Origin of the sequence: Anaeromyxobacter sp. (assembly GCA_016718565.1) — a bacterium.
Lineage (GTDB): Bacteria > Myxococcota > Myxococcia > Myxococcales > Anaeromyxobacteraceae > JADKCZ01.
In genome coordinates this window covers 250,378-274,549 of the sequence record JADKCZ010000018.1, presented here as the reverse complement: position 1 = coordinate 274,549, position 24,172 = coordinate 250,378, and the positions used below count along the sequence as shown (strand labels likewise).

The 24,172-nt window shown below is 74.9% G+C and carries 23 protein-coding genes and 1 pseudogene; 8 read left to right on the top strand and 16 right to left on the bottom strand.

Annotated elements, in window-relative coordinates; genetic code table 11:
- Positions 1–60: 60 nt before the first annotated feature.
- The 12 genes and pseudogenes from IPO09_20295 to IPO09_20240 all read right to left on the bottom strand — a co-directional run bounded on the left by IPO09_20295 (position 61) and on the right by IPO09_20240 (position 12,750).
- Positions 61–615: an RNA polymerase sigma factor gene (locus IPO09_20295; GenBank protein MBK9519620.1), complete on the bottom strand. Its 555-nt coding sequence runs from the start codon at positions 613–615 to the stop codon at positions 61–63.
- A gap of 119 nt (positions 616–734) precedes the next feature.
- Positions 735–1,244, bottom strand: a complete 510-nt coding sequence (locus IPO09_20290; GenBank protein MBK9519619.1) for a hypothetical protein — start codon at positions 1,242–1,244, stop codon at positions 735–737.
- A 409-nt stretch (positions 1,245–1,653) separates the two neighbouring features.
- On the bottom strand, positions 1,654–2,085 hold the full coding sequence (locus IPO09_20285; protein MBK9519618.1) for a PIN domain-containing protein: 432 nt from the start codon (positions 2,083–2,085) through the stop codon (positions 1,654–1,656).
- Positions 2,082–2,330, bottom strand: a complete 249-nt coding sequence (locus IPO09_20280; protein MBK9519617.1) for a DUF2191 domain-containing protein — start codon at positions 2,328–2,330, stop codon at positions 2,082–2,084. Before IPO09_20280 ends, IPO09_20285 begins: the two co-directional genes overlap by 4 nt.
- A gap of 140 nt (positions 2,331–2,470) precedes the next feature.
- Positions 2,471–3,436, bottom strand: a complete 966-nt coding sequence (locus IPO09_20275; protein MBK9519616.1) for a DJ-1/PfpI family protein — start codon at positions 3,434–3,436, stop codon at positions 2,471–2,473.
- Positions 3,437–3,438: 2 nt separating this feature from the next.
- Entirely contained in the window at positions 3,439–5,895 is a 2,457-nt protein-coding gene (locus IPO09_20270; protein ID MBK9519615.1) for a TonB-dependent receptor, read from the bottom strand.
- Between the two features lie 99 nt (positions 5,896–5,994).
- Complete coding sequence (locus IPO09_20265) at positions 5,995–6,915, bottom strand: FecR domain-containing protein (protein ID MBK9519614.1); 921 nt, start codon at positions 6,913–6,915, stop codon at positions 5,995–5,997.
- Positions 6,916–6,990: 75 nt separating this feature from the next.
- Positions 6,991–7,473 (bottom strand): sigma-70 family RNA polymerase sigma factor, encoded by a 483-nt coding sequence (locus IPO09_20260; GenBank protein ID MBK9519613.1) that lies wholly within the window; start codon positions 7,471–7,473, stop codon positions 6,991–6,993.
- A gap of 154 nt (positions 7,474–7,627) precedes the next feature.
- Positions 7,628–8,713: a PepSY domain-containing protein gene (locus IPO09_20255; GenBank protein ID MBK9519612.1), complete on the bottom strand. Its 1,086-nt coding sequence runs from the start codon at positions 8,711–8,713 to the stop codon at positions 7,628–7,630.
- Positions 8,714–8,772: 59 nt separating this feature from the next.
- A complete protein-coding gene (locus IPO09_20250; GenBank protein ID MBK9519611.1) occupies positions 8,773–11,082 on the bottom strand; it encodes a TonB-dependent receptor in 2,310 nt (769 codons plus the stop codon).
- 41 nt (positions 11,083–11,123) lie between these two features.
- A complete protein-coding gene (locus IPO09_20245) occupies positions 11,124–12,125 on the bottom strand; it encodes a FecR domain-containing protein (protein MBK9519610.1) in 1,002 nt (333 codons plus the stop codon).
- A gap of 82 nt (positions 12,126–12,207) precedes the next feature.
- Positions 12,208–12,750 (bottom strand): annotated as a pseudogene (locus tag IPO09_20240) (RNA polymerase sigma factor).
- 970 nt (positions 12,751–13,720) lie between these two features.
- Here IPO09_20240 and IPO09_20235 point away from each other — a divergent pair.
- The 3 genes from IPO09_20235 (at position 13,721) to IPO09_20225 (ending at position 16,098) form a co-directional block, all read left to right on the top strand.
- Positions 13,721–14,242 carry a sigma-70 family RNA polymerase sigma factor gene (locus IPO09_20235; GenBank protein ID MBK9519609.1) on the top strand — a complete coding sequence of 174 codons (522 nt, stop codon included), beginning with the start codon at positions 13,721–13,723 and terminating at the stop codon, positions 14,240–14,242.
- A gap of 32 nt (positions 14,243–14,274) precedes the next feature.
- A complete protein-coding gene (locus IPO09_20230; protein ID MBK9519608.1) occupies positions 14,275–14,976 on the top strand; it encodes a TonB family protein in 702 nt (233 codons plus the stop codon).
- Positions 14,977–15,048: 72 nt separating this feature from the next.
- Positions 15,049–16,098 (top strand): PAS domain-containing protein, encoded by a 1,050-nt coding sequence (locus tag IPO09_20225; GenBank protein MBK9519607.1) that lies wholly within the window; start codon positions 15,049–15,051, stop codon positions 16,096–16,098.
- Positions 16,099–16,134: 36 nt separating this feature from the next.
- On the opposite strand, the gene IPO09_20220 is transcribed toward IPO09_20225, so the two are convergent.
- From IPO09_20220 to IPO09_20210, 3 genes are all read right to left on the bottom strand, one after another.
- Positions 16,135–16,653, bottom strand: coding sequence for a PilZ domain-containing protein (locus IPO09_20220; protein ID MBK9519606.1), 519 nt, complete (start codon positions 16,651–16,653; stop codon positions 16,135–16,137).
- Between the two features lie 175 nt (positions 16,654–16,828).
- On the bottom strand, positions 16,829–17,260 hold the full coding sequence (locus IPO09_20215) for a transposase (GenBank protein ID MBK9519605.1): 432 nt from the start codon (positions 17,258–17,260) through the stop codon (positions 16,829–16,831).
- Positions 17,261–17,511: 251 nt separating this feature from the next.
- Complete coding sequence (locus IPO09_20210; protein ID MBK9519604.1) at positions 17,512–18,060, bottom strand: hypothetical protein; 549 nt, start codon at positions 18,058–18,060, stop codon at positions 17,512–17,514.
- A gap of 180 nt (positions 18,061–18,240) precedes the next feature.
- On the opposite strand from IPO09_20210, the gene IPO09_20205 reads away from it, so the two are divergent.
- Positions 18,241–18,966, top strand: coding sequence for a translation initiation factor 2 (locus IPO09_20205; GenBank protein ID MBK9519603.1), 726 nt, complete (start codon positions 18,241–18,243; stop codon positions 18,964–18,966).
- Between the two features lie 94 nt (positions 18,967–19,060).
- Here the strand turns inward: IPO09_20205 and IPO09_20200 are convergent, their stop codons facing one another.
- Positions 19,061–19,798, bottom strand: coding sequence for a patatin-like phospholipase family protein (locus tag IPO09_20200; protein MBK9519602.1), 738 nt, complete (start codon positions 19,796–19,798; stop codon positions 19,061–19,063).
- Positions 19,799–19,990: 192 nt separating this feature from the next.
- Here IPO09_20200 and gpt point away from each other — a divergent pair, with 192 nt between their 5' ends.
- Genes gpt through IPO09_20180 form a run of 4 tightly spaced genes read left to right on the top strand, consistent with a single transcriptional unit; the run spans position 19,991 to position 24,144 of the window.
- On the top strand, positions 19,991–20,554 hold the full coding sequence (gene gpt, locus IPO09_20195; protein ID MBK9519601.1) for a xanthine phosphoribosyltransferase: 564 nt from the start codon (positions 19,991–19,993) through the stop codon (positions 20,552–20,554).
- 19 nt (positions 20,555–20,573) lie between these two features.
- Positions 20,574–22,157 carry an ABC transporter ATP-binding protein gene (locus IPO09_20190; GenBank protein MBK9519600.1) on the top strand — a complete coding sequence of 528 codons (1,584 nt, stop codon included), beginning with the start codon at positions 20,574–20,576 and terminating at the stop codon, positions 22,155–22,157.
- A complete protein-coding gene (locus IPO09_20185; protein ID MBK9519599.1) occupies positions 22,154–23,227 on the top strand; it encodes an ABC transporter permease in 1,074 nt (357 codons plus the stop codon). Before IPO09_20190 ends, IPO09_20185 begins: the two co-directional genes overlap by 4 nt.
- The gene (locus IPO09_20180; GenBank protein ID MBK9519598.1) at positions 23,224–24,144 is read left to right on the top strand and encodes an ABC transporter permease; all 921 of its coding nucleotides are present in this window, start codon (positions 23,224–23,226) and stop codon (positions 24,142–24,144) included. Before IPO09_20185 ends, IPO09_20180 begins: the two co-directional genes overlap by 4 nt.
- The last annotated feature ends 28 nt before the right edge of the window (positions 24,145–24,172 follow it).

Below are 24,172 nucleotides of genomic sequence, written 5' to 3'. Positions count from 1 at the left end.
TCGCCTGGCCGCGGGGGCCCTGAGGGTGAGACTGGCCGGCGCCTCGAACACCGCCACCGCTCATGGCTCCACCTGCTCCACGCAGCGGGCAAGCGCCCGCGCGATGTGGCGCTCCACCGTCCGGAGCGGGAGGCCGAGCGCCTTCGCCACGTCCCGCTGCGAGAGCCCGTCCACCCGGTGCAGCAGGAAGGCGTGGCGCTGCGCCGCGGGCAGCTCCTCCAGCGCCGTGAGGCAGCGCCGCAGGCGGGCGCGGGCGTCGAGCACCTCACCGGGCTCGGCCGCAAGCGCCGGGACGGCCTCGAGGGCCGTATCCGGCTCGTGCCGGTGGCCGTGGAGGCCGAGCGCGGCGCCCCGATCAGCGGTGGCGTGCGCCGCCACCCGGTGCAGGTAAGCGCGGGGGTTGGCGAGGCTCCCCTGGTCCGCGTAGACCGCGAACCGGAGGAAGGCCTCCTGCACCACGTCGTCGGCGTCCACGAGGCCGAGCCGCCGGCGCGCCGCCGAGAGGAGCTCCCGGGCGTACCGCCGGTAGAGCGTCGCGAGGTCGGGCCGGGCCGCAAGGGACCTGCCTCCGGCAGGCCAGCTCTGTCCGGAGTCGGGAGGGCGACCGGGAGGCACGGAGATGGGACGCGCGAGGAGCGCCGCCACCGTCATGCCCCCCCCGGAGGGGGCTTCGAGGCGCCGCCCGCTTCATCCTCCGCCCGCCTGAGGGCGGGACCTCGTCAGCAAGCCTGCCGTCAGGGCGCTTGGCGCCGCGCCCGCGTCAGGACGACGCTGGTGCCGGCGGGCGTCCGCTCGGTCCAGGCCACGAACATCCGGCCGACGGTGCCGACCGCGACCACCGGCCGGACGCTGGGCGGCGACGCCGCCGGCACCGGGATCGGGAGCGGGGCGGAAGGGCGCCCCGATCCATCGACCTCGACGAGCCACGGGCGCAGGCGACCCCAGCCGCCGTCTGGCGCAGCCGGGCGTCCCTCGAAGACGAGCAAGAGCCGTCCCTCGGGCGTGACGGCCATCGAGGGGTGGTTGGCGTCACGCACCCCCGCGTCCGGGCAGCCGGCGATGCGCCACCCGTCCACCGCCATGCGGAAGGGGCCCTGGCAGCTCCGCCCCCCGTCGGCCGAGACGCTGGACGCCATGTCCCGCGCCCCGTCGGGGAAGACCTTGCGCCAGATCACGATGACCTCGCCCTTCGGCCCGAGCACCACCGACGGCCGGCAGCACGGGCAGACTTCCCCTTCGGCCACCTTCACGTAGGTCCCGAAGCTGGCGCCACCGTCGGCGGACCTGGTCGCGTAGACGGCGGGGTTCTCGCCGCCTCCGCGCCAGTCGAGCCAGGCGGCGTGCAGCTCGCCGGCCGGCGCTCAGCCCCGCTGCTCCCAGATGGCGTAGAGCGCGTCCTGCTCCCAGGGCGCCAGGCCCGGGCCGTTCTCGCCGTGGGAGATCGGCCCCGCGTCGTCCGGCGCCACCCGGGTGGGCTCGCCGAAGGTGTCGCCGCCGTCCTCGGAGGAGAGCAGCAGCAGCCCGGCGGCGGCGCCCTGCTGCTCCGTCGGCGTCGTCGTGGACGCCAGGCCGGGCGCGGTCGAGATCTACGCCAGGCGCGGGTTCACGGCCTTCGACGCCCTCGAGGGCGGGTCGGAGGCGAGCCTGAGAAGCTCAACCGACGAGGGGCATCACGGTACGCAGGCCGTTGAACCGGGCGAAGTCGCGGTCGTGGGTGGCGAGAACGGCACCCTGCTCCAGGGCAAGCGCGGCGAGGTGCGCGTCCATGACGAGCGGACCCCGCACCTGATCGCGAGCGAGCATGGCTCCGAGGACGGACCAGTGGCGCTCCCCGGGCGACACCACCACCACGCAGGGCTGCGCCAGCCAGGACTCCACGATGGAGACCGCCTCGTCGGGGGCCAGCGGGCTCGCCAAGGCCCGTGGGTTCGTCGCGATCCGCAGGAACGCCAGGATGGTCACCCAGGCGAAGCCCACCTGCTCGGTGTGGGAGAGGACGTCCTCCAACCACGCCTTGGCCCGCGCGTGCTCGCGCGCGCTCGCGTCGTAGGCGTACAGGAGGAGGTTCGCGTCGACGAGGATCACCGATGTCCCGGACCTTCGACGGACTCGAGGAGATCGCCGACGGAGTCGTAGCTGAGCCCGGAGCGTAGCCCGAGCGCTCTCGCCTTCACGACGAACGGCCGGCTCTCTGGCCGACGGCTGGCAGCGAGCGCATGCCGCAGGAGGTCGTTCACGACGACCTTCAGAGACGTCCCCGTCCTGCGCGCCTCCACTTCGAGGCGCTGCGCGACGTCGTCTTCCAGGGTCAGTGTCGTCCGGATGCTCACATCAGGATGCTAGTGGACGAGCATCATGATGTCAAAGGGGCGCGGGCGTGTTCACACCAGGCCCGGTCGAGCGCCGCGCCCGTGCGCCACCCGCCGTCGCGCCACCAGGCGTCTGGGCGCAGGTCGCTCGCCCTTGGCGCCTACCGGCCGCCGGCCCGCTGGTCCTCCTCGAGGAAGCGTTCGAAGACCTCGGTGTGCTGGTCGAAGAAGGCCTTCTCCGACGGGGCACAGAAGGAGTAGCGCTTGCCCCTGAAGGTCGACGTGATGGCGCGGTCCCCGTCCATGAGGCAGACCGGGCAGAGCGGGTGCTCCTCCGTGAAGGCCGGCAGCCTGGCGTAGGCGCCGTTCGAGTCCGGGTCGAGCCAGCCCTGGCCCTGGTACTCCATCCCGTCGGCCACGCTGGCGGCCAGCTCGCGCCCGACGTAGCGCTCCACCACGCGGAGCGCGAGATCGATGCCAGAGCTGATGCCTCCCGCCGACGCGAGGTTCCCGTCCTCGACGAACCTGGCGCCGCGCCTGAGGTGCACGTCCGGGAACTCGCCCGCGAAGCGGAAGAAGCCAGCGTGGTGCGCGGTGGCGGACCGGCCCGAGAGCAGGCCGGTCCTGGCGAGCACGAAGGCCCCGTTGCACACCGACATGGTGACGTCGGTGGCGGCCGAGGCGGTGCGGATCCAGCCGATCATCGCGGGGGTGGCGGCCTCCAGGTCCATCGCCGGGATGACGATCACCTTGGGCTGGGGCGCGGACTCGAAGGTGTGGTCGGGGAGGACCCGCATGCCGCCCCCCACGGCGACCGGCCCCAGGGAGGCGGCCACCAGGTAGGGGGCGAAGAGCGGCGTGCCCTCGGCCGTCACCGCACCCGCGAACACCTCCAGCGGGCCGCAGAAGTCGAGCACGTCGGCGTCCTTGCCGACGACGAGGGCCACCGGCAGCGGGCCGGTCTTCGGAAGCGGGAGTGGTCTCGGGGCGCTCGCGGCGCCGGGTCCGGAGGGCGCGGCCCGCGTCGCCGGGCCCTCGGAGCGCGCCGCACCCACCGTGGAGCACCCCCAGGCGCCGGCGAGCGCCGCACCTCCGGCCGCCAGCTTGAGCAGGTCACGTCGGTTCATGGTCAGTACTCCGCCCGCAGGCTCAGCCGGAACTGCCGCGGCGTGCCCCAGTTCCCGCCCAGCGTGTTCCCGCCGAAGGCGACGTCGTCGCCCTGGAACTGCAGGTACCGCTCGTCGAACAGGTTGCTCGCGTTCAGCTGCAGGACGAACTTGTGGCCGGCCACGCGGCGCTCATGGGCCACGAAGGCCGAGGCGACCTGAGAGGCCTTGGGCTTCACCGTCGCCCCGTCCTGTGGGTTCGCCGCGGAGGCCCAGTTGAACCCGCCGCCCACCGTCCAGCCCGCCAGGACCTTTCCGGGCAGCCGGTAGCTCGTCCAGGCGGAGAAGGTGTGGTTGGAGACGTACGGCAGGTCCTGCCCTGCCACGATGGTCGGGCCGCTGTAGATGGTCGCCGCCGTCGTGCCCTTCACGACATGGGGGCGCGCGTGGCTGTAGTTCGCCAGGAGGTTCCAGCGGTCGGTGAGGGCGCCCTGGACGTTCAGCTCGAGGCCGGTGCTCCTCACCTCGCCGACCCCGATGTTGAAGCCCGGGTGCGCAGGGTCGTCGGAGGCGAGGTCGGTCTTGGTCAGCTGGAACAACGCCACCAGGGCGTTCAAGCGGCCATCCCACCACTCGCCCTTGACCCCGAGCTCGTGCTGCCTGGCCCACTCGGGCTTGAGCGGCTTGCCCGTGAAGTCGAGCCCGGTGTTGGCCCCCATGTTCTCGGCGTAGCCGTAGTAGGTGCTGAGCCATGGCCTGGGCTGCCAGAGCAGCCCGAGGCGGGGCAGGAGGACGTCCTTCCGGTAGCGGACGTCCTGGGCGGGAATCCCGAGCGAAGGGGCGTCCGAGACGCTGTGCTCGTCCAGCCCCTGGTAGCGCAACCCCAGGAGCAGGTGCCACCGGCCCGGAAGCTCCACCTGATCCTGCAGGTACAGGGCGTACTCGCGGCCGGCGATGTCCCAGGTGTCCGTCCCGGCCACCGGCGCTGGCGGCGTCGGGTTGAAGTAGTCGGTCGTCTGGGAGAAGTCCCAACCGGACACCTGCTCCGTGCTCCGGTCGTAGTAGTCGGCGCCCAGGAGGAGCGTGTGCCTGGCCCCGAACGCCGTGACGTGCCCGGTCACGTCGAGGATCGTGGCGTCGGTCCGCTGGCGCGCCTGGTTGAACCCGACCATCAGGCCGGTCTCCAGCGATCCATCCACGACCGGGAAGCTGGAGCCCAGGACGAAGACGAACCCGCTGCGTGGGTTGCGCGCGTCGTTGTGCAGGTACCGCCAGGAGGCCGACCAGCTGGCGTCGAACCGGTGGTCCAGGCTGACGAGGGTCCGCCGCTGGTCGAACCGCGAGTCGCCCCCCGGCAGCAGCGTGTCCCGCGGGGCGACCGGCAGCGGCCGGCCGGTGGCGGGGTCGATGGGGATGTAGGCCTGCCCCGAGCGCCCCTCCAGGCTTCGGTACTGCCCCTCGACGGAGAGCGTGGTCTGCGGCGTGATCCGCCAGGCCAGCGCGGGCGCCACGCCCCGCGATCGGTAGTCCGGCCCCCAGCGGTACCACGAGCCGGAGTCCTCCATGGCCAGGTTGACCCGGTACAGCAGGGTCTTGCCTTCATCGATCGGGCCGGTGACGTCGGCGCCTACCCAGCGGTCGGACCAGGAGCCGACGCCGGCGTTCAGCGCGGCCTGGAACTCCGCCTGCGGCTTCCTGGTCAGCACGTTGACCGCGCCACCGGGCTCGGCCCGGCCGTAGAGGATGCTGGCTGGCCCCTTGAGCACCTCCAGGCGATCGACGGTCTCCATCCAGACGCCGCCGTTGATGGGGCCGACGTTCGTCGAGATGTCCTCGATCCGGAAGCCGTTCCACAAGGTCGTCCAGGAGCTGAAGCCGCGGAAGATCAGGACCTCCCCCTGCTCGCCCATCCCCAGGGTCTGGACGCCCAGCGTGGCCAGGGCGCTGGTCAGGCCGGAGCTCGTGAGCCCCTGCTCCCGCAGGAGCTGCTGCGGCAGCACCTCCACCGCCACGGGAGTCGACATCAGCGGCGTGGCCGTCTTGGTTCCCGCGGAGGCGGCCGTGGCGGCGTAGCCGTGCTCACCCTCGGCGGTCACGCCCACCTCCTCGAGCTCGGCGCGCTGCGGCGCGAGGGCGGCGCCGGCCTTCGGCGGGGGCGGCGGCGCGACCACCAGCGTGGCCTTCCCCGGGGCCGTGAACTTGGCCTCGAGCCCGGTCCCTGCCAGCAGGCGGCCGAGCGCCTCGGCGGTCGTGAGCTCGCCCGAGACCGCCGGGGCCGCCTTGCCGGCGGTGAGCGCCGGGTCGTAGAGGAGCTCCAGCCGGGACTGCGCCGCGAGCGCCGACAGCGAGGCGTCGAGCGGCTGGGCGGGTAGATCGACGCGGTCGCGCCCCTCCTCGGCGCCGGCCCGATGGACCGGCAAGGCGAGAGCGAAGGCGGCGAGCAGGGTGACCAGTCGAGCGGTGCTGGCGGTCGAGGGCATCGGGGGATCTCCGGGTGGTGCGAGGAGGGCGCTCGCCGGCCGCGTGACCGGACAGGTCCCGCTTGGGGCCCGGAGCGGCGCGCCGCCCCGGACGCTCCCCTACCTGCGGCGGGGCTCGACCTTCAGCGCGGACCCTTCGACCCTGGCCGTCACCGGGAGGCCGGCCTCCAGGGTAGCCAGGAAGCCCGGCAGGTCGGCGGAGGCGAACCGGCCACTGAGCTTCAGCCCGGCGACCCTGGCGTCGAGGCTCACGGCCCGGAGGTCGTGGTACCTCGCTAGCTCCAGCAGCGCCTCGCCGAGCGGCGCCCGGTCGAAGAGCAGCGCGCCCTCCCTCCAGGCCGCCATGGACGCCACTCCGGCGGCGTCCAGCGGTTCCAGGTCGGCGTGGCCGAAGCGGACCGCCTCGCCGGCGCCAAGCTCCCGCGCGCCCGCCCCGGCTGCGATCCGGACCCGCCCCTCGGTGACCGCGAGCCTCCCCCGTCCTTCCCGGAGCTCCACGGTGAAGGCGGTGCCGAGATCCTCGATGCGAGAAGGGCCGGCTTCCAGCACGAAGGGGCGGCGCTCGTGCGCTACCTTGAAGTGAGCGCGCCCGCGCTGCAGGGAGACGCTGCGCCCCCACAGCGAATAGACGACGCGCAGCGCGGTGTCGGTGTCGAGCTCGAGGAGGCTCCCGTCCGGCAGCGCCAGGGTGGACCGCTCGCCGCGCCGGGTGATGGCCTGTGCCTCGAACCTGAAGGTCAGCAGCACTGCCACCGCCGCCAGGCAAGCCACCCCGGCCGCGGCGCCGAGGGCCCTCGTCCGCCGCCGCCGGCGGTCCGCCCGCGCCCGGGGCAGGGGCTCGAGCGCCCGCCAGAGCAACTCCGCTCGTTCCAGCGCCTCCTGGCGACGCGGGTCCGGCGACAGCCACGCCGCCAGCGCAGCCTCCTGTGCAGGGCCGAAGGCGCCCGACCGGCGGCGCACGGTCCAGGCGCGTGCCTCGGCGTCGAGCCGGTCATCGGGGTGGTTGGCTTGTTCGTCCATGCGATCGATGCTCCGGGTGCTACGAGAGCATGGCGGCTGGCGCCCCGGGAAGCGGACACCTCGACCCGTGCGGGCTCACGGCGCCTCCCGGCCGGCGGCCGCCGCCAGGTGGGCCAGCGCCCTTTCGATACGCCGCTGCACGGTCCGGACGCAGACTTCCTGGCGGGCGGCGATCTCCTCGTGGCCCAGGCCGTCGAAGCGGTTGAGCCAGAGCGCCTCGCGCTCCCCGCGAGGGAGCCCGTCGAGCGCCCTCAGCGCGGCGCGCGCCTCGAGGGCGCCGTCAGCCTGGCGGGCGGTCGCCGACGCACTGGCGAGGCCGGCCCGGAGCGCCTCCGCCCGGCGACCGCGCCGCCCCGCGTCGGCCGCCAGCGTGCGGGCCGCGGCGAGGAGGTAGCCCACCGGGCTGCGGATGGCGGCGGCCGGCCGCTCCAGGAGGTCCACGATGGCGTCGTGGAGGAGGTCGAGCGCACCATCTCCCCCGGCGGAGCGCCAACGACGGGCCGTCGCGACGGCGTGGCCCCGATACCACCCGTCGAGGAGGCCCGAAGGGCCCTCCACCGCACCGGCGCGGACCTCTGCGGGCGCTACCGCCCGAGGGCTGCCGAGACTCGGTGGAGGACGTTGAGCCACGGCTCCTTGGACGCAGGTCGCGCGCCGTCACCGTCATCTCCTGGCGGCCTGGCCCCGGATGGGGCGACCTGCCAGAGGGCGCTCAAGGCCGGTCGGTCCCCCCCGCCACCTTCCGCCTGGCGGCTCGCTTCTTCCACCAGAGCCAGCCCCCGGTGAAGGACAGCAGCAGCGGCGCCAGCCCGAGGGCGAAGGCCAGGTAGCGACCCGGCCGTCCGAAGGCGCTCCCGCCGTGCAGGGGGAGCAGCCAGGCCAGGAAGACCTCACCAGCGGTCGCTTCCGACCAGGGTCGGTGCCCCAGCACCTCCCCGCCTTCGGGGTGAAGCCAGAGGTCGGTGGTGCCACCGGCCCAGGCCACCCCGGTCGGCTCGCGGAGCGTGACCCGCCAGGCCGGGCCCGAGGCCCCTGGCAGCCAGAGGCAGCGCAGGCGGGCCCCCGGCGCGAGCGCCAGCGCCCGCGCCAGGGCCGCGTCCGCGTCGATGGCTGGGCCTGCGCCGGCTGGAAGCGGCTCGAACGCCGGTGGCGGCCGCCCGGTCGAGAGCGTCTCGACCACCGGCCGCGTCACGCTCCCGAAGGTCACCGCCGCTCCGGTGAACGCCACGGCGAGCAGGCCGGCCACCGCGCCGAAGCCGGTGACCCGGTGCAGGTCGTCGTGGAACCTGAGGGCCCCGCCGTTCACCCTCACGGTCAGATTGCGCCTGAGGGACCGCTGGCGCGGCCACCAGAGGACGACCCCGGACACCCCGGAGCAGAGGAGCAGGAGCCCGGCCAGGCCGACCACGGTGCCCCCGGCCTCGCCCAGCAGCAGCTGGAAGTGGAGCGTGTAGACCGCGTTCGGGAAGTTCCGCCGGTCGAAGCGGGAGGTCGGGACCGCCTCGCGCCGGCCCACCACGCGTCCATCCCACGGGTCGACCAGCACCTCCAGCATCGCCGACTGATCCCGGGCGCTCGGCGTGAACCAGACGTGGTGCACGTCCTGTTCGTCCGTCGGCGGGAACACGGAGTGGAGGAAGTGCCCGGGCAGGGCGCCAGCGGCGGCGTCCAGGACTTGCTGCAGCGGGCGAGGGGCCCGGCCCCTGGGCGGCGAGGCGGCCCAGTCCGGGTTGAGGGCCCGGTCCACCTGGGGATACAGGGCCAGGAGGCTGCCGGAGAGCCCCACCACCACCAGCACGGCGCCAGCCAGGGCCGCGGCCAGGCGGTGGACCTGGACCCAGGCGCGCCGGCCCTGGCTCAGAACCGCGCCTCGCCGGTGAGCGTGTAGCGGCGAGGGGCGTCGAAGAGCACCGCGAAGCCCTCGAGGGAGTTGATGATCCTGGCGTCGTTCAGGTTGTCGACGTTGAGCGCGATCCGATAGGGCCCCCCGCTCCAGGCGAGCGAGGCGTCGGCCCGCGTGTAGGCGGGGAGCCGGAAGTAATCGAGGGCCGGCTGGGCGGCCTCCCTGGCCCCGACGTGGACCAGGCCGAGGCCGGCCTCCAGGCCGAGCGGCAGGGTCACCACGCCCCAGGCGTTGGCGGAGAAGTCGGGCACGCCGAAGATGCGCGCGCCGTACTCGTCCTCGGTCTTCAGCCAGGCCGCGTTGGCGATCAGCCGCAGGTGCCGACCCAGCTGGCCGGCCAGGCTGACCTCGAGCCCGCGGCTGCGCTGCTCGCCGCTGGGAACGGAGAAGAGCGGGTCGGCCGGGTCCGGGATGGCGACGTTGCGCTTGCGGATGTCGAAGGCCGAGGCGGTGGCCTCGAGCCCATCCCACGGGGCGTACTTGACCCCGACCTCGTGCTGGGCGCCGCGCTCGGCCTCGAAGACGCCGCCGCCGGCCGCCTGGGCGAAGGTGTTTGGGGAGAAGGACTGGCTGAAGCTGTAGTAGACGGAAGCGCCGGCGCCGACGAGGTAGAGGGCCCCCAGCCTGGCGGTGGTCGCCTGCTCGTCCTGGGTGGTCCGGTCCCCGCCAGGGAGGGCCACCGAGCTGGAGGTGACCCAGTCGTGGCGCAGCCCAGCCACCAGGCGGAGGTCGCGCCAGCTGACCAGGTCCTGCGCGTAGAGGGCGAGGGCGGTGGCGGTGCGGCGGCTCCCGCCCAGCGGCCCGTCCACGTACGGCGGGGTGGCGCCCGGCTGGAAGGTGGTCAGGTCCACGACGTCGAGGGACTCGTAGGCCCCGTTGAACTCGAAGACCGACCGACCGGCCTCGAAGCCGGCCAGCAGCCCGTGGGTAAGCGGGCCGGTCTGGAGGGCGCCTCGCACCTCGGTCTGGCTCACGGTGTTGGTCGGGTCGTCCTTGGCCTGGGTGTAGGCGACGCGCCCGTGGGCGGTCAGCGAGTTGCCGTCGGCGACGGGGTCGGCGGAGAAGGCCGGGCTCACCGACTTGTGGGAGCGCCAGGAGCGCGCGTCGTAGAGCCCCTGCCGGAGCGACCAGCCCGGCGAGAGCGCCACGACCAGCTCCAGGTGGTTCGAGACGTTGGTGTTCTCCAGGGTCGTCCACGGCTCGCTCACGGTGGTGCCCACCGGCAGGTCCTGCAGGCCGGGGACCGGGAGCAGGCCGTTGGACCAGCCCTTGCGGGTGGTCCGCTGGTACTCTCCGTCGTAGGTGAGCGTGACCCCTGGCGTGACTTGCCAGCGCGCGGCCGGCGCGACCAGCAGGTTCCGGGAGGACTCGAGGTCGATGAAGCTGTCGCCCAGGTCGCCGGCGGCGTTGAGGCGCACCGAGAAGGCCCCGAGGTGCTTGTTCAGGTCGAGCGTGAGGCGGGCGGTGGAGTAGCTCCCCACGCTGGCCACCGCCTGCGCCAGGTCCTGGTCCAGGGCCTGCTTGGTCACGGTGTTGACCGCGCCGCCGGGCTGGGCGGCGCCGTAGAGCACCGAGGCCGGCCCCTTCACGAACTCCACCCGCTCGACGTTGGCCAGGTCACGGGGCGTGTAGACCTCCGCCACCTTGAAGCCATTCCGGTAGCTCACGCCCAGGTTTGAGAAGCCGCGGATGAGGAAGTACTGCGACCGGGTGGTGCCGTAGCCGACCACCGGCTGGACCCCCGACACGAGGTCGGCCAGCGCGTTCGGGCTCACCACGGCGCGGTCCCGGAGGAGGGTGGCGTCGATGACCTGGACGGTCGCTGGGGTCTCGACCACCGGCGCGTCGAGCCGGGTGGCCGCCGAGGCCGAGCGGGGGGCGTAGGGCGGCTCCCGCGCCGCCGTGACCCCCACCTCTTCCAGCTCGGCGCGCTGGGGTGCGGGTGCGGCGCCGGTCTTCTGCGGGGCCGCCGCCCGGGTGACCGCCACGGTCCGCTCGGCGGTGAAGGCGAAGGTGAGCCCGGTGCCGGCCAGCAGCCTGGTGAGCGCCTCCTGGGGCGTGAGGGCGCCGGAGACCCCCGGGCTCTGGAGGCCGGCCAGGTCGCCCGGCGCGAAGAGCAGCTGGAGCCCGGCCTGGCTGGCCAGCGCCTCGAGGGCCTGCGCCGCCGGCTGGGGCGGCACGTCGAACTTCACCAGGTTGTCGGGGCGGGCGGGCAGTGCGGTGAGGCAGAGGGCGAGGGCGACGAGGAGGGTGGTCGGGCGCATGCGAGGTGAGACGCGGCACCCCAGGCCCCAGCGACAGGTCCCTAGCGGGGCTCCAGCCGCACTCGGTGCGGGTCGAGCCAGCGGGCCCGCGCCCGGGTCACCGCCTGGACCGCCGAGAGCACCGCCCCCACGTCCCGGAGCTCGAAGCGGCCGCTCAGCCGCGTGGCGGCGAGCCCTGGGTCCGGCACCTCGAAGGTGATCGGGTGGTACCGCTCCAGCTCGGCGAACAGCCATGAGACCGGCCGGTCCTCGAAGATCAGCCGCCCGTGGCGCCAGGCGCCCGCGGCCTCCGCGTCGGCCGGCTCCACGCCGCCTTCCTGGCCGGACGGGCCGTAGCGCAGGCGCTGGCCGGGCCGGAGCGCTGCACGCTGGCCGTCGGGCGCCGTCACCTCGACCAGCCCCTCGGCCACCGTGACGGCGACCTGCGCGCCGTCGGCGCGGACCAGGAAGCGGGTCCCCAGGTCCACGATCCGCCCTCCGCCGGCCACCACCTCGAAGGGGCGCTCGGCGTCATGGGTCACCGTGAAGGAAGCCTGGCCGTGCTCCAGCACCACCTGCCGCAGGTTCGGCGAGGTCCGCACCAGCAGCGCGGTCCCGGTGTCGAGCTCCACCAGCGAGCCGTCCGCCAGCCTGACCTGGTGGCCCTGGCCTCGCTCGGTCCGGTAGGCGTGGACCTCCGGGGGCCGAGGCCTCGACCAGAGCCAGGCCGCGCCGGCCAGGACGCAGGCCACCAGGCCGCAGGCGGCGAGGCCCCGCCACCCTCCGGGGGAGCGGCGGAGGGCTGCGAGCGACCCGCCGAGCGGCGAGGCGGGCCGGGTGGCGCGGGCCGCCTCGAGCGCGCCCCGGGGGACCACCCGACCCGAGAGCTCCCAGACCTGCTCGGCCCGGCGGAGGAGCTGCCGGTGCTCCGGCGAGGTGGCGCTCCAGGCGGCCAGGGCGAGCTCCTCGACCTCCGAGAGGGGCTCCTCGGCGTGGCGCCGCGCCTCCCACCGGGCGGCCTCGGCCAGGATCTCCTCGCGGGGTGCGCTGCTGCGGCAAGTCACGGGTCACGCTCCTCTCCCGTGAGACGCACCAAGGGGCGGCCGGGCGACACCCCCCCCCGCCGGGGTCTCGCTCCACGCGGCTCAGGCAGTGGCCCAGTGCCCTGGCGATGTTCCGCTCCACCGTCTTGACCGAAACGCCCAGCCGCGCCGCGATCTCTGCGCGAGTGAGGCCATCCACCCGGCTGAGGAGGAAGGCGTCGCGCCACGGGCCCGGCAGGTCGGCCAGCGCCTGCCGCAGCCGGTCGAGGTCGATGGCCGCGGCGGCGGATTGGTCCGGCGCCGACGCCTCCGAGGCCGCCTCCGCCGCCCGCGCCACCGGGGCCGCTCGCGCCTGGCGCACCTGCCGCCGCCGGCCCAGGTCGAGCGCTGCGGTGACCAGAGACCGGAAGAGGAAGGCGCGGAGCTGCCGCACCTCCTCCACCGGCGCCGCCAGCACGCGGACCCACGCGTCCTGGGTCACGTCGTCGGCGTCGCCTTCGCCGACCAGGCGACGGGCCAGCCTTCGCAAGGACGCCTGGTCCCTCTGGAGGAGCGCGCGGCCGGCACCGGGCCCTTCGAGCCTGAATCGCACCCCCACACGACGCGCCAGCGGGCCCAGCGCCGTCACGCGACACGCGCAGGTCAGCTAGGCCTGGTGCCCCGAGGGGTCGGCGGTGACGGCGCCGCCCCACGCTCCGCGTCCAAAGGTGAGGCGTCCCGGCGGCGCGTTGGATTGGGCGGGACATCACGGTGCGAGACGGGGTGCCCACGGGGTCAGCTCGTCGTCGGGACGCCGCCCCCGGGGAGCGCCTTGGTCTGACCTGCTCGGCGACCGTTCCTCCCCCTCGGGGAACCGCCCCGGGTGCGACAACTTGCATCAAACATCAGTAAATTCAGCATCTTGAACCCATAAGGTCCGCCGCTCGCCACTTCCCCTGCGCGATGGCGCGCACTATCTCTCCAGGGTGCTCCGCAGGGTCGTAAACCTCCCGTCGTCTCGGGCGCTGGCCATCGTCGCGATGGCCGGACTCTGCGGCGCGGTCCCGCCTGTGTCGGCCGAAGGCGGAGCCGGCGGACACCGCTGCCGCTGCCCATCCACCCAGCACGAGTGCCACTGCACCCACTGCCGGGAGGCCGAACGCGCCGCCCTGCCTCGGGTGGCGGAGGAAGTGGGGGCGGCCGAAGATCTCGCCCTCCCGCCCTGTCACCGGACCGCCGCGCTGGCGAAGCGGTCGCCGCGCCACCGCCAGCCCTCGTCGCCAAGGGACGCTCCCTGCCTCACGGGCGGCTGCGCCAGGCAGGACGCGGAGGGGTCGCAGCTCACCACCAGTGAAAGGTTCCTCCTCCCTCAGGGCGCCTCGCCGCTGGAGGCGGGGGCCGCAGCGCGACCGGAGGATCTCTTCGGACGTCACCTCAGAGTCTCCGCGCCACCTCCGCTCCCGCCGCCGCGAGCGCCCTCCGCGTTGCTGGCCTGACCAGCGCGGACTCCCTGGGGCCGCACGCCCCGGGAGGCCGCCACCCCACGACACCGCGGAGGGCTCCGGCCCGGCGGCCCCTTCGAAGGGTGCCCGTCGAGGTGCCGCGCGCCTCCCGCCTCGCCTCCAGGAGCGGAGAAGATGGAAGACGAGCAGAAGTTGCTGGAGCGCAGGGCGCTGGACGGGCTGGCGCGCGCCGCCTCCCCGGCGCTGCGCCGCCTGGCCTGCCGGTACGTCGGCAGGCCGGACGCGGAGGACGCGGTGCAGGACGCCTACGTGAGGCTGCTGTCCACCGGTGAGGAGGTGCGCCACCCGCGGCGCTTCCTGGTGGTGGCCACCACCACGCTGGCCCTCGACCGGATCCGGCGCCTCAAGGTCCGGGCCGGGGTGGGGCCGCCCGAGCCGGAGGCGGCGGCGGACCGCGGGCCCGGGCCCGAGGAGCTGGCGGGGCGCGCCCAGGCCCTGCGGCGGCTCTCGGCCTCCCTCTCCGAGCTGCCGCAGCGGAGCCGCGAGGCGCTCCTCCTCAGCCGGGTGGAGGGGCTGACCCACCTCGCCATCTCCCGGAGCCTGGGGGTGTCGCCCAAGACGGTGGAGCGGGACATCGTCAGCGCGCTGCGCCACTGCGCCACCCGGCTGGCCGAGCCGTCGGCCCGGTGTGCCTGATGGAGGCGCCGGCCCGCCCTGGACCACCGCCCATGTTCCTGGGCGTGACGGCGCCGGGTCCACGGCGGACCGGGCGGCTGGCGGCCGTCCAGGTCGGGTCGGTGGCCATCCACGGCGCGGTGGTGGCGGCGCTGGTGGCAGTCGGCTCGGCGCAGCTCGTCGAGGCGCCGGCCGGCCTGCCGGTCCGGATCGTCCAGCCGACGGCGCGCCCCGCCCCACCCCCGCCGCCGGCCCCTTCTCGGCCTCGCCCCAGGTCGGACCGCCCGGTGGTCCGCCGCCCGGATCGGCTCATCGCGCCGACCGTCATCCCGGACCTGATGCCGACAGCCGGCCCGCCCGAGGAGCCGCTCGAGGAGGCGGCCTCCGACGACGCGGCGCCGGGCGGCGTGGCCGGCGGGCGGGAGGGTGGGGTGGTAGGCGGAGTGGTGGGCCCATCCTTGCCGGCGGCGCCGCCCATCGAGGCCCGCCCGGCCGACCTGGCAGCGGTGCGGGCCGGCATCGCCCGCACCCTGGTCTACCCGCCCGAGGCGCGGCGCCGGCAGTGGCAGGGGCGGACGGTCCTGGCGTTCACGCTCTACGCCGACGGCACGGTCTCGGACCTGGTGGTGCGGGAGAGCAGCGGCTTCCCGAGCCTCGACGCCGCCGCGGTGGAGGCCATTCGCCGCGCCGCGCCGTTCGACCCGCCGGGTGTGGACGTCTTCGTGGTGGTGCCGGTGTCGTTCAGGCTGCGGTGAGGCGGCCGGGGAGGCCCCGGCCCGTCGTCCCCTCGGTTGCCCTGGGCCCCGCGCCGTGCAAGACCATCCAGCATGGTGAGCCCCGACCTCTTCGAGCGCCTGGTCGAGAACTCCCGGGATCTCTACTACCGCTACCGCCTGGTCCCCACGCCCGGCTTCGAGTTCGTCAGCCAGGCGGCCCTGGAGATGACCGGCTACACGCCGGAGGAGCACTACGCCGACCCCGGGCTCGGGTACCGCCTCATCCACCCCGACGACCGCGCCCTGCTCGAGGGCGGGCTGACCGGCCCCCCGGCCGGCCCAGTGCGCATGCGCTGGGTCCGCAAGGACGGGCGCATCCTCTGGACCGAGTCGGTGGTCCGGCACCTCCACGACGAGGCGGGGGTGGCGGTGGCGCTGGAGGGGGTGGCCCGCGACATCACCGCCCAGATGGAGGCCGAGGACGGCCTGCGCCGCTCGCGGGAGCAGATGCGGGCCCTGGCCGCCCGCCTCGACTCGATCCGCGAGGACGAGAAGGCCAAGGTGTCGAGGGACCTCCACGACGAGATGGGTCAGCTGCTCACCGCCCTCAAGATGAACCTGCGCTGGGTGGAGCACCGGCTCGAGGGGATCCCGGCCTCGCATGCGGACGCGGCGCTGGTGGAGCGGGTGGTGGACGCCGGCGGCCTGGTGGACCAGGCCATCGCCTCGGTGCGCCGCATCGCGGCCGAGCTGCGCCCGGCCGTGCTCGACCGGCTCGGCCTGGAGGACGCGCTCCGCCTGGAGCTGCGCATGCTGGAGGCCCGCACCGGGCTGCGCTGCCAGCTGGCCGAGCGCGCGCCGCTGCCGCCGGAGGTGGGCGGCGAGGTGGCCACGGCGCTCTACCGGATCGCGGTGGAGGCGCTCACCAACGTGGCCCGCCACGCCCGCGCCGCCGAGGTGAGCGCGGCGCTGGCGGTGGTGGCGGGGGAGGTGGTGCTGACCGTGGCCGACGACGGCTGCGGCCCGCCGGCCGCCGGGGTGCCGGCGGGGGCGCTCGGGATCGCCGGCATGCGCGAGCGGGCCGATCGCCTGGGCGGCACCCTCGACGTGGCACGCCGGCCCGGCGCCGGGACGGTGGTCACCGCCCGCATCCCGCTCTGAGCAGACGGCCGTCGACGGCCGCCGCGGGCGCTCCACTCAGTACCGCAGGTGCTCGAGGACGTCGTCCCAGAACACCAGCTGCTCGAGCAGGCTGTCGACCATGTAGTTCTCGACGCGCCGCTGCACGTCGGCGCTCGGCTCGGAGAAGCGGAAGGCCACGCGGACCAGCCCGGTCACGGTCTTCACGTCGGCCACCGCCACGGTGGCCACCACCGCCCCCTCGCCCGGCAGCACCAGGGTGGCCTTGATCCACTCCGTCACCGGGGGCGGCGCCTCCAGGAAGGCGGCGAAGCCGCCGGTGCCGAGGTCGGCGGTGAGCGTCTGGTGGCCCCAGCCGCGGGCCTCCAGCAGCACCTGGGCGCTGCGGGTGATCCGGATCGAGCTGCGCTGGACGGCGCTGCCGATCAGCGCCTGCGCCTGCACCGTCACCGCGGTCTCCAGCAGGGCCTTGCGGGCGCCCCGGTACCACTCCATCGCCTCGGCGCTGACCGGCTCTCCCCTCCTGACCTGATCGTGCAGCGCCTCCAGCCTGTTCAGCCACTCGCTCCGGTCCATGGTCGTCCCCCGTGGTCAGTCTGGCCCGCGGCCACATCCTAGCCGACCGGGACCGCCGCCGGAGCCACCCACCCCCAGAGACGACGACGCCCCACCTGCGCGCGGGGGCGCGGGTGGGGCGTCCGGGTGTGACGGCCTGGCGGCGGGGGAGCCGCCGCCAGGCGCGTGGAGGAGGCTAGAGCTGCTGCATCAGGGGCGCCACCTGGGCCGGCGGCGCGGCGGCGGCGCGGTTGCCGTACTTCGCGTTGACGGGGGCCAGCCCGAGCAGGCGGCGCGCCCGCTGGGCGCTGACCTGGCAGCGGGACTCGACGAGCCTGGCGCCGCGCTCCAGCTCCTCGGGCTCCAGCATGGTGTGGAGCACCAGCCGGAGGGCGTCGAGCTGGCGCTCCAGGGCGTCGCCGCGCATGGCGGCCTGCTCCTGGGTGAGCGGGACCAGGCCGAGGGCCGGGGCCGGGGCCTGGTCGGGGCCGCGGGCCTCGCGGCGCCAGCGGTTGACGGTGCGCTCGGAGACCCCGAGCCGGTGGCAGACCTCGGGCAGGCGGACGCCGGCCTCGAGATCGCGGAGCGCCGAGGAGATCTCGGCGTCGCCGAAGACGCGCCGGTTCATGGCGAGCCCCCGGCACGGAAGGACATACGGTGCGTGAAGACGAACGTGGTGGACATGTAGACCTCGGACGAGAGGTGACCTGACTCGGGTGCGCTGCCGTCTGGCGCCGCGCTCCCACCACCCGCCGGCCGCGCCGGCCCGAGGGCCGACGCTGGTGGAGGAGCGGTGGGGGCGGGCGCCGTCCGCGGCGCCGCTCTGGGTCCGAGGTCACGTCGCCGGGTCCGGGGAGCGGACGGGGGGCGCGGCTCGGCCTAGGCGGCGGCGGGCGAGGCGCGCCTCGGAGGCGGGGTCTCCGGCTCGAGGGTCGAGGCCAGCCGGTCGGCGCGCTCGGCGCCGAGGCGGGCCACCGTGACGACCAGCTCCAGGACCGGAGCCGAGGGCATGGTGAAGAACTCCACGGCCGGCGGCGGCCGCAGGCGACGGTCGTCGGTGCCGCAGGTGGAGGAGATGACCGGGCCGGCCGCGGCGCGGCGGGCGGCCGCCTCCCGCTCCTTCACCGCGGTCTTCTTGGCCAGGGCGAGGTGGCAGGGCGGGACCTTGGCGGCGGGGGCCGCGCCCACCACGGCGGCGTCGTGGTCGGCGTGGCCGCCCGGCCTGGCGGCGGCCTCGGCTGCGTGGCGCGCCGCCTCGGCGTGGCAGAGCGGGCAGTCGCACTCGTGCCGGCCCTCGCGGATGGGGCACTGGCAGCGGTGGCCCGCGGGCGCGTCGGGCGGCGCGAAGAGCTCCGGCACGCCCGCGATCGAGATCGCCAGGAACGCGGCGACCAGTCGCACCGTCAGCATGTCGAGCACGCCACGCATCGCTTCCGCACTGCTCCTGCGCGGCCGAGGGCCGCGCCGCACACCTGGAAAGACACACCATTAATGACGATCGCTGCGTGTGAGTGCAAGTCCCCCCGTCGCGCGCCAGGGCGCCGTTTGCGACGCATTGACGCAGCCCCGACTTCCACGTCCCCCCGCTTCCGTGTATGCCTACGCGCCATGAAGACCCTCACCGAACTGAGCGGCACCCTGATCCGGCAGGCGGCCAAGGCCATTGCCGAGGCGAAGCGCACCCTTCCCAAGGAGACGCCGCCCGCGGCGCCCGTGGAGGCGGCCCCGGAGGTCGCGGCCGCGGCTGCGCCCGCCGGGGAGGCGGTGGCCGAGGTGACCCCCGACGGGGCCGCGCCGGAGGCCGAGGCCGCCGAGGCCGCCCCGGCCGCACCGGCTGCCCCTCCGGCGGCCAAGGCGAGCCAGGAGCCGGCCGAGGAGGCCGAGAGCGAGGCCGTGAAGGCCGCCCTCGACGCCGCCGTGGCGGAGGTCACCGGCCTGTCCGGCGACCGGCTCTCCCGCCTGCGCGACGCCTTGAGGGTGGTCGGCCGCAAGGCCGACGACGTCCGCCTGGTGCGCGTCTTCGGGCCAGAGGAGCCGGTGCAGGGCGCCAAGACGGTCAACGGGTTCCAGTTCCTGGTGGACCACGCCCCGGCCTCGATGCGCCAGGTGGCGGCGCCGCCCAAGAAGGAGCGGGGCGGCCGCGGCGGCGGTGGTGGTGGTGGTGGCGGCGGTGGTCGCGGCGGTGGCAAGGGCACCGGCGGCGGCGACAAGAACTCCACCTCCGGTGGCTTCTCGATGGACTCGCTGCGCGACGACCGCAAGAAGGAAGGCCGCGGCGGCCGTCCGGGTGGCGGCGGGCGTCCCGGCGGCGGTGGCCGGCCGGGCGGGCGCTAGCCAGCGCCCCTCCGCTCCAGCACCCTCGTGCGCCAACCGCGCCGGGCAGGGCCACGCGCCCTGGCCCGGCGCGCTCGTTCCGCCTTCGCCCAGGTCACACCGGCCGCGACAGCGCGGCCCGCATCCCCTCGGCCGCCAGGCACAGCGCCTCCTCCCCGCGCTCGAGGCGGAAGGGGCCGAGCCGCGGCAGGCCGTGCAGCGCCACCGCCTCCAGCCCAGGCCTGGCCGGCACCCGCAGCGCCGGGCTGCCTGGCCGGCGCCACGGCGAGCGGGAGGTGAGGTGGTGGTAGAGCACCCGCCCACCCCAGCCCGGCTCGGCCAGCGCGGCCAGGCCGTGCCGGTCCGACACCCCGCCGTCCAGGCAGGCGCGTCCGGCCACCCGCACCGGCTGGAAGAGCAGCGGGGCGGCGCAGGAGGCGTGGATGGCCGGCGCCAGCGGGCCCCGCTGCACCACCGCCGTGCGGCGCCCGGCCAGGTCGAAGACCGACAGGGCCAGCGGCCTCGGGCAGGCCTCGAAGGTGGCCACCGGCAGCAGGGCCTCCAGGCGCGCCCGGAAGAGGTCGCCGCGCAGCAGCCCGAGGCCCGGGGCGGGGTCCCAGAAGTCGCGCCGCCGCAGCGCCAGCAGGGCCTCCCGCAGCCTGGCGGCCGGCACCCCGGCCGCGGAGAGGCCGCCCACCAGCGCTCCGGCGCTGGAGCCGCACAGGCGAGCCGGCGCCAGCCCCTCCTCCTCGAGGACGCCCACCACCCCGGCGTGGGCGAAGAAGCCGAAGAACCCCGAGGAGAGCCCCAGGGTGTAGGGGCCCTCGGCCAGCCACTCGCGCAGGGTGGGCACGGCCGGAGTATGGCCCGCCCCACCGGGGCGCTCAACGCCCCGTCCGCCGGCGCCTTGGCCGGGGCCCCCTGTCGAGCCGGCTGGCCGCCCATCCCTGGCCCCCAGCCCCTGGCGCCCCCCGTGGGTGGGGACTCTGTGCTAGACCGGGGCGCGGCCCCGGGCGGGAGCGCCCGAGCACCACGAGGACCCTCCATGTCGACCATCCCACCCGGCGCGCCCGCGGACGGCGCTGCAGGGGACGCCGAGCCCGCCGCCAACCCGTACAAGGACGAGATCGTCATCTCCTGGCCGGAGCTGCACCGCGACGCGCGCTACCTGTCGCGCGTGCTGCACGACCTGCGGCGCGACTGGAAGGGGATCATCGCCATCACCCGCGGCGGCCTGGTGCCGGCGGCCCTGGTGGCCCGCGAGCTGGAGCTCCGGCTCATCGACACGGTCTGCGTGGTGAGCTACGGCGCGGGGGAGGGCGGCGCCGAGCAGAAGCAGGGCGAGCTGCAGTGGCTCAAGGGCGTGGAGGGCGACGGCGCGGGCTGGCTGCTCATCGACGACCTGGTGGACACCGGCCGGACGGCGCGCGCCGTGCGGGAGCGGCTGCCCCGGGCCCACTTCGCCACCCTCTACGCCAAGCCGCAGGGGCGCCCGCTGGTGGACACCTTCGTGAAGGAGTTCAAGCAGGAGAAGTGGATCTACTTCCCCTGGGACATCGACTACCAGTTCGTCTCGCCCATCAACAAGCGCCGCCCCGCCGGTCCCTGAGCCCTCCCGGTCCAGCCAGATGAGCGCCCCGCCACCCGCCACGCCCGCGCCCGTCCCCCGGCTCAGGCTGGCCCACGTCACCAAGCGCTACGGCGCGGTGACCGCCAACGAGGACGTGGCGCTCTCGGTGCTGCCCGGGGAGATCCACTCCATCCTGGGAGAGAACGGCGCGGGCAAGTCCACGCTGATGAAGATCATCTACGGGGCGGTCCGCCCCGACGCCGGCGAGCTCTGGTGGGACGGCGCCCCGGTGCAGGTGCGCAGCCCGCACGAGGCGCGGCGCCTCGGCATCGCCATGGTCTTCCAGCACTTCTCGCTCTTCGACACCCTGACGGTGGCCGAGAACGTCTGGCTGGGGCTGGAGCGCACCGTCTCGCTCCGGGAGGTGAGCCAGGGCATCCGCGCCAAGGCCGCCGAGTACGGCCTGGAGCTCGAGCCGGAGCGGGCCGTCCACACCCTCTCGGTGGGCGAGCGGCAGCGGGTGGAGATCGTGCGGGCCCTGCTGGCCGATCCCAAGCTGCTGATCCTGGACGAGCCCACCTCGGTGCTGACGCCGCAGGCGGTCGAGCGGCTCTTCGTCACGCTGCGGCAGCTGGCCTCGACCGGCTGCTCCATCCTCTACATCAGCCACAAGCTCGACGAGATCCGGGCCCTCTGCCACCAGTGCACCGTGCTGCGCGGGGGGCGGGTCTCGGGCAGCTGCGATCCCACGCAGGAGAGCACCGCCAGCCTGTCCCGCCTCATGATCGGCGCCGAGCCGCCCAAGCTGGTGCGCCGCGACGCCACCCTGGGCGACCTGGCCCTGGAGGTGGCGGACCTCTCCTTGCCGCGCCAGGACCGCTTCGACGTGCCGCTCGACCGGGTCTCGCTGCAGGTGCGGGCCGGCGAGATCGTGGGCATCGCCGGGGTCTCGGGCAACGGCCAGCAGGAGCTGCTGGCGGCCCTCTCCGGCGAGGACCCGCGCGGCGACGACGGGGCGGTGCGCCTCTTCGGCCAGCCCATCGGCCGGCTCCGCTCGGCCCAGCGCCGCGCCCTGGGGCTGCACTTCATCCCCGAGGAGCGGCTGGGGCGCGGGGCGGTGCCCTCCCTCTCGCTGGCCACCAACCTGCTCCTGACCAGGCGGGAGGCGCTGCGGCGCTTCGGCTGGATCGATCGGACCGCGCTGGCGCTCCAGGCCAGCGGCATCCTGGCGCGCTTCAACGTCAAGTCCGGCGGCCCCGGCGCGGTGGCCCGCAGCCTCTCCGGCGGCAACCTGCAGAAGTACATCGTGGGGCGCGAGATCGACGCCGTGCCCAGGGTGCTGATCGTGGCCCAGCCGACCTGGGGCGTGGACGTGGGGGCGGCGGCGCAGATCCGGGCCGAGGTGCTGGCGCTCCGCGACGCCGGCTGCGCCGTGCTGGTGGTGTCGGAGGAGCTCGACGAGCTGTTCGCCATGACCGACCGGCTCTACGTCATCGCCAAGGGGCGGCTCTCGCCCCCGCTGCCCACCGAGGCGGCCACCGTGGAGCTCATCGGCGAGTGGATGAGCGGGCTGTGGGCCGAGCCGCGCGATCCGGCGGGCCGTCCACCCGCGCCGGGCGCCGCCGCCGGGGAGGCCCGGTGATCCGGCTCGAACCCCGCACCAGCCCGTCGCCGCTCATGAGCGTGCTCTCGCCCGTCATCGCCTTCGGCATCACCCTGGCGGTGGGCGGCCTGATCTTCTGGGCCATGGGCAAGGACCCGGCCCAGGGCCTCTCCACCTTCGTGCTGGAGCCCTTCAACGGCACCCGCGCCCTCACCGAGCTGGCGCTCAAGTCCACCCCGCTGATCCTGATCTCCCTCGGCCTGGCCCTGTGCTACCGCTCCAACGTCTGGAACATCGGCGCCGAGGGGCAGTTCCTCATGGGCGGCATCACCGGCGGCGGCCTGGCGCTGTGGTTCACCACCGCCGGGGTGGGGGTGGGCCAGGTGGCCTTCTTCCCGCTGCTGCTGGTGGCCGGGGCGCTGGGCGGCGCGGCCTGGGCGGCGGTGGTGGCGCTGCTGCGGGACCGCTTCAACGCCAACGAGATCCTGGTCAGCCTGATGCTGGTGTACGTGGCCAACCTGTTCCTCTCCTGGCTGGTGTTCGGCCCCTGGAAGGACCCGGACGGCTTCAACTTCCCGCAGACCGTCAGCTTCGCCGCCGCCACCGAGGTGCCCCGGCTGATCAAGGGCATGCGGGTCGGCTGGGGCTTCCCGGTGGCCTTGCTCACCGCGCTGGCCATGTGGCTCTTCATGTTCCACACCTACCGCGGGCTGCAGCTGCAGGTCGGCGGCCCGGCGCCGGCGGCGGCGCGCTACGCCGGCTTCTCCTCGCGGTCCGCCATCTGGACCACCCTGCTGGCCTCCGGCGGCCTGGCCGGGGTGGCCGGGGCGCTGGAGGTGGCCGGGCCCATGGGCCAGCTCACCCCCTCCGTCTCCACCGGCTACGGCTTCACCGCCATCATCGTGGCCTTCGTGGGGCGCCTGCACCCGCTCGGCTGCATCCTCGGCAGCGTGGTGCTCTCCACCTTCCTCATCGGGGGTGAGCTGGCGCAGTCGCGGGTGGGGCTGCCCTCGGCGCTGACCGGCATCTTCCAGGGCGTGCTGCTGCTGGCCCTGCTGGCCTGCGACACCCTGGTGCAGTACCGCCCACGCTGGAGCGCCACGCGATGAACGAGCTCGCCCTGCTGGTGGCCGCCACCCTGAGCGCCGGCACGCCGCTGGCCGTGGCCGCCATGGGCCTGCTCATCAACGAGCGGGCCGGGGTCCTCAACCTGGGGGCCGAGGGCACCATGCTGGTGGCGGCGGTGGCCGGCTTCGGCGTGGCCTGGCTGACCGGCAACGAGTGGGCCGCCATGGCGGCCGGGGCGCTGGCCGGGGCGCTGGTCTCGCTGGTCTTCGGGTGGCTGGTCATCTGGCTGAACACCAACCAGTACGCCACCGGCCTGGCCATCAGCCTGTTCGGCTCGGGCTTCTCGGCCTTCGTCGGCATCGACCTGGTGGGCAAGCCGCTGGCCCTGACCGCCCCGCTGGCGCTGCCGCTGCTCAGGGACCTGCCCTTCCTGGGGGTGGCCGTCTTCCGCCAGCACCTCATGGTCTACCTGGCCATGGCGCTCACCGGCGGGGTGGCCTGGTTCCTCTACCGGACCCGGGCCGGGCTGGTGCTGCGGGCCATCGGCGAGTCGCCCACCTCGGCCCACGCGCTCGGCTACCCGGTGCGGCTCATCCGGCTGGCGGCGGTGCTGGTGGGCGGCGCGCTGTGCGGGGTGGCCGGCGCCTACCTCTCGGTGGTCTACACCCCCCTCTGGGTCGAGGGCATGGTGGCGGGGCGGGGCTGGATCGCGCTGGCGCTCACCGTCTTCGCCACCTGGAGGCCGGCGCGGCTGCTGCTGGGCGCCTATCTCTTCGGCGGCGTCACCATGCTGCAGATGTTCCTCCAGGCCCAGGGCGTGCAGGTCGCTGCCCAGCTCATGTCCATGCTTCCCTACCTCGCCACCGTCCTGGTGCTGGTCCTCATCTCCCGCAACCCCGCCTGGATCCGCCTCAACATGCCTGCATCGCTGGGGAAGCCGTTCTTCCCCGGTCTCTGACCGCAGCCCGAGAGCCGCCTCACCGCAG

Bases quoted from the DNA above. Each gene is read 5' to 3' on its own strand.
- IPO09_20180 (MBK9519598.1), top strand. From the start codon at position 23,224: ATGAACGAGCTCGCCCTGCTGGTGGCCGCCACCCTGAGCGCCGGCACG.
- IPO09_20230 (MBK9519608.1), top strand. From the start codon at position 14,275: ATGTTCCTGGGCGTGACGGCGCCGGGTCCACGGCGGACCGGGCGGCTG.
- IPO09_20225 (MBK9519607.1), top strand. From the start codon at position 15,049: ATGGTGAGCCCCGACCTCTTCGAGCGCCTGGTCGAGAACTCCCGGGAT.
- IPO09_20220 (MBK9519606.1), bottom strand. From the start codon at position 16,653: ATGGACCGGAGCGAGTGGCTGAACAGGCTGGAGGCGCTGCACGATCAG.
- IPO09_20205 (MBK9519603.1), top strand. From the start codon at position 18,241: ATGAAGACCCTCACCGAACTGAGCGGCACCCTGATCCGGCAGGCGGCC.
- IPO09_20210 (MBK9519604.1), bottom strand. From the start codon at position 18,060: ATGCGTGGCGTGCTCGACATGCTGACGGTGCGACTGGTCGCCGCGTTC.
- gpt (MBK9519601.1), top strand. From the start codon at position 19,991: ATGTCGACCATCCCACCCGGCGCGCCCGCGGACGGCGCTGCAGGGGAC.
- IPO09_20235 (MBK9519609.1), top strand. From the start codon at position 13,721: ATGGAAGACGAGCAGAAGTTGCTGGAGCGCAGGGCGCTGGACGGGCTG.
- IPO09_20250 (MBK9519611.1), bottom strand. From the start codon at position 11,082: ATGCGCCCGACCACCCTCCTCGTCGCCCTCGCCCTCTGCCTCACCGCA.
- IPO09_20215 (MBK9519605.1), bottom strand. From the start codon at position 17,260: ATGAACCGGCGCGTCTTCGGCGACGCCGAGATCTCCTCGGCGCTCCGC.
- IPO09_20270 (MBK9519615.1), bottom strand. From the start codon at position 5,895: ATGCCCTCGACCGCCAGCACCGCTCGACTGGTCACCCTGCTCGCCGCC.
- IPO09_20275 (MBK9519616.1), bottom strand. From the start codon at position 3,436: ATGAACCGACGTGACCTGCTCAAGCTGGCGGCCGGAGGTGCGGCGCTC.
- IPO09_20265 (MBK9519614.1), bottom strand. From the start codon at position 6,915: ATGGACGAACAAGCCAACCACCCCGATGACCGGCTCGACGCCGAGGCA.
- IPO09_20190 (MBK9519600.1), top strand. From the start codon at position 20,574: ATGAGCGCCCCGCCACCCGCCACGCCCGCGCCCGTCCCCCGGCTCAGG.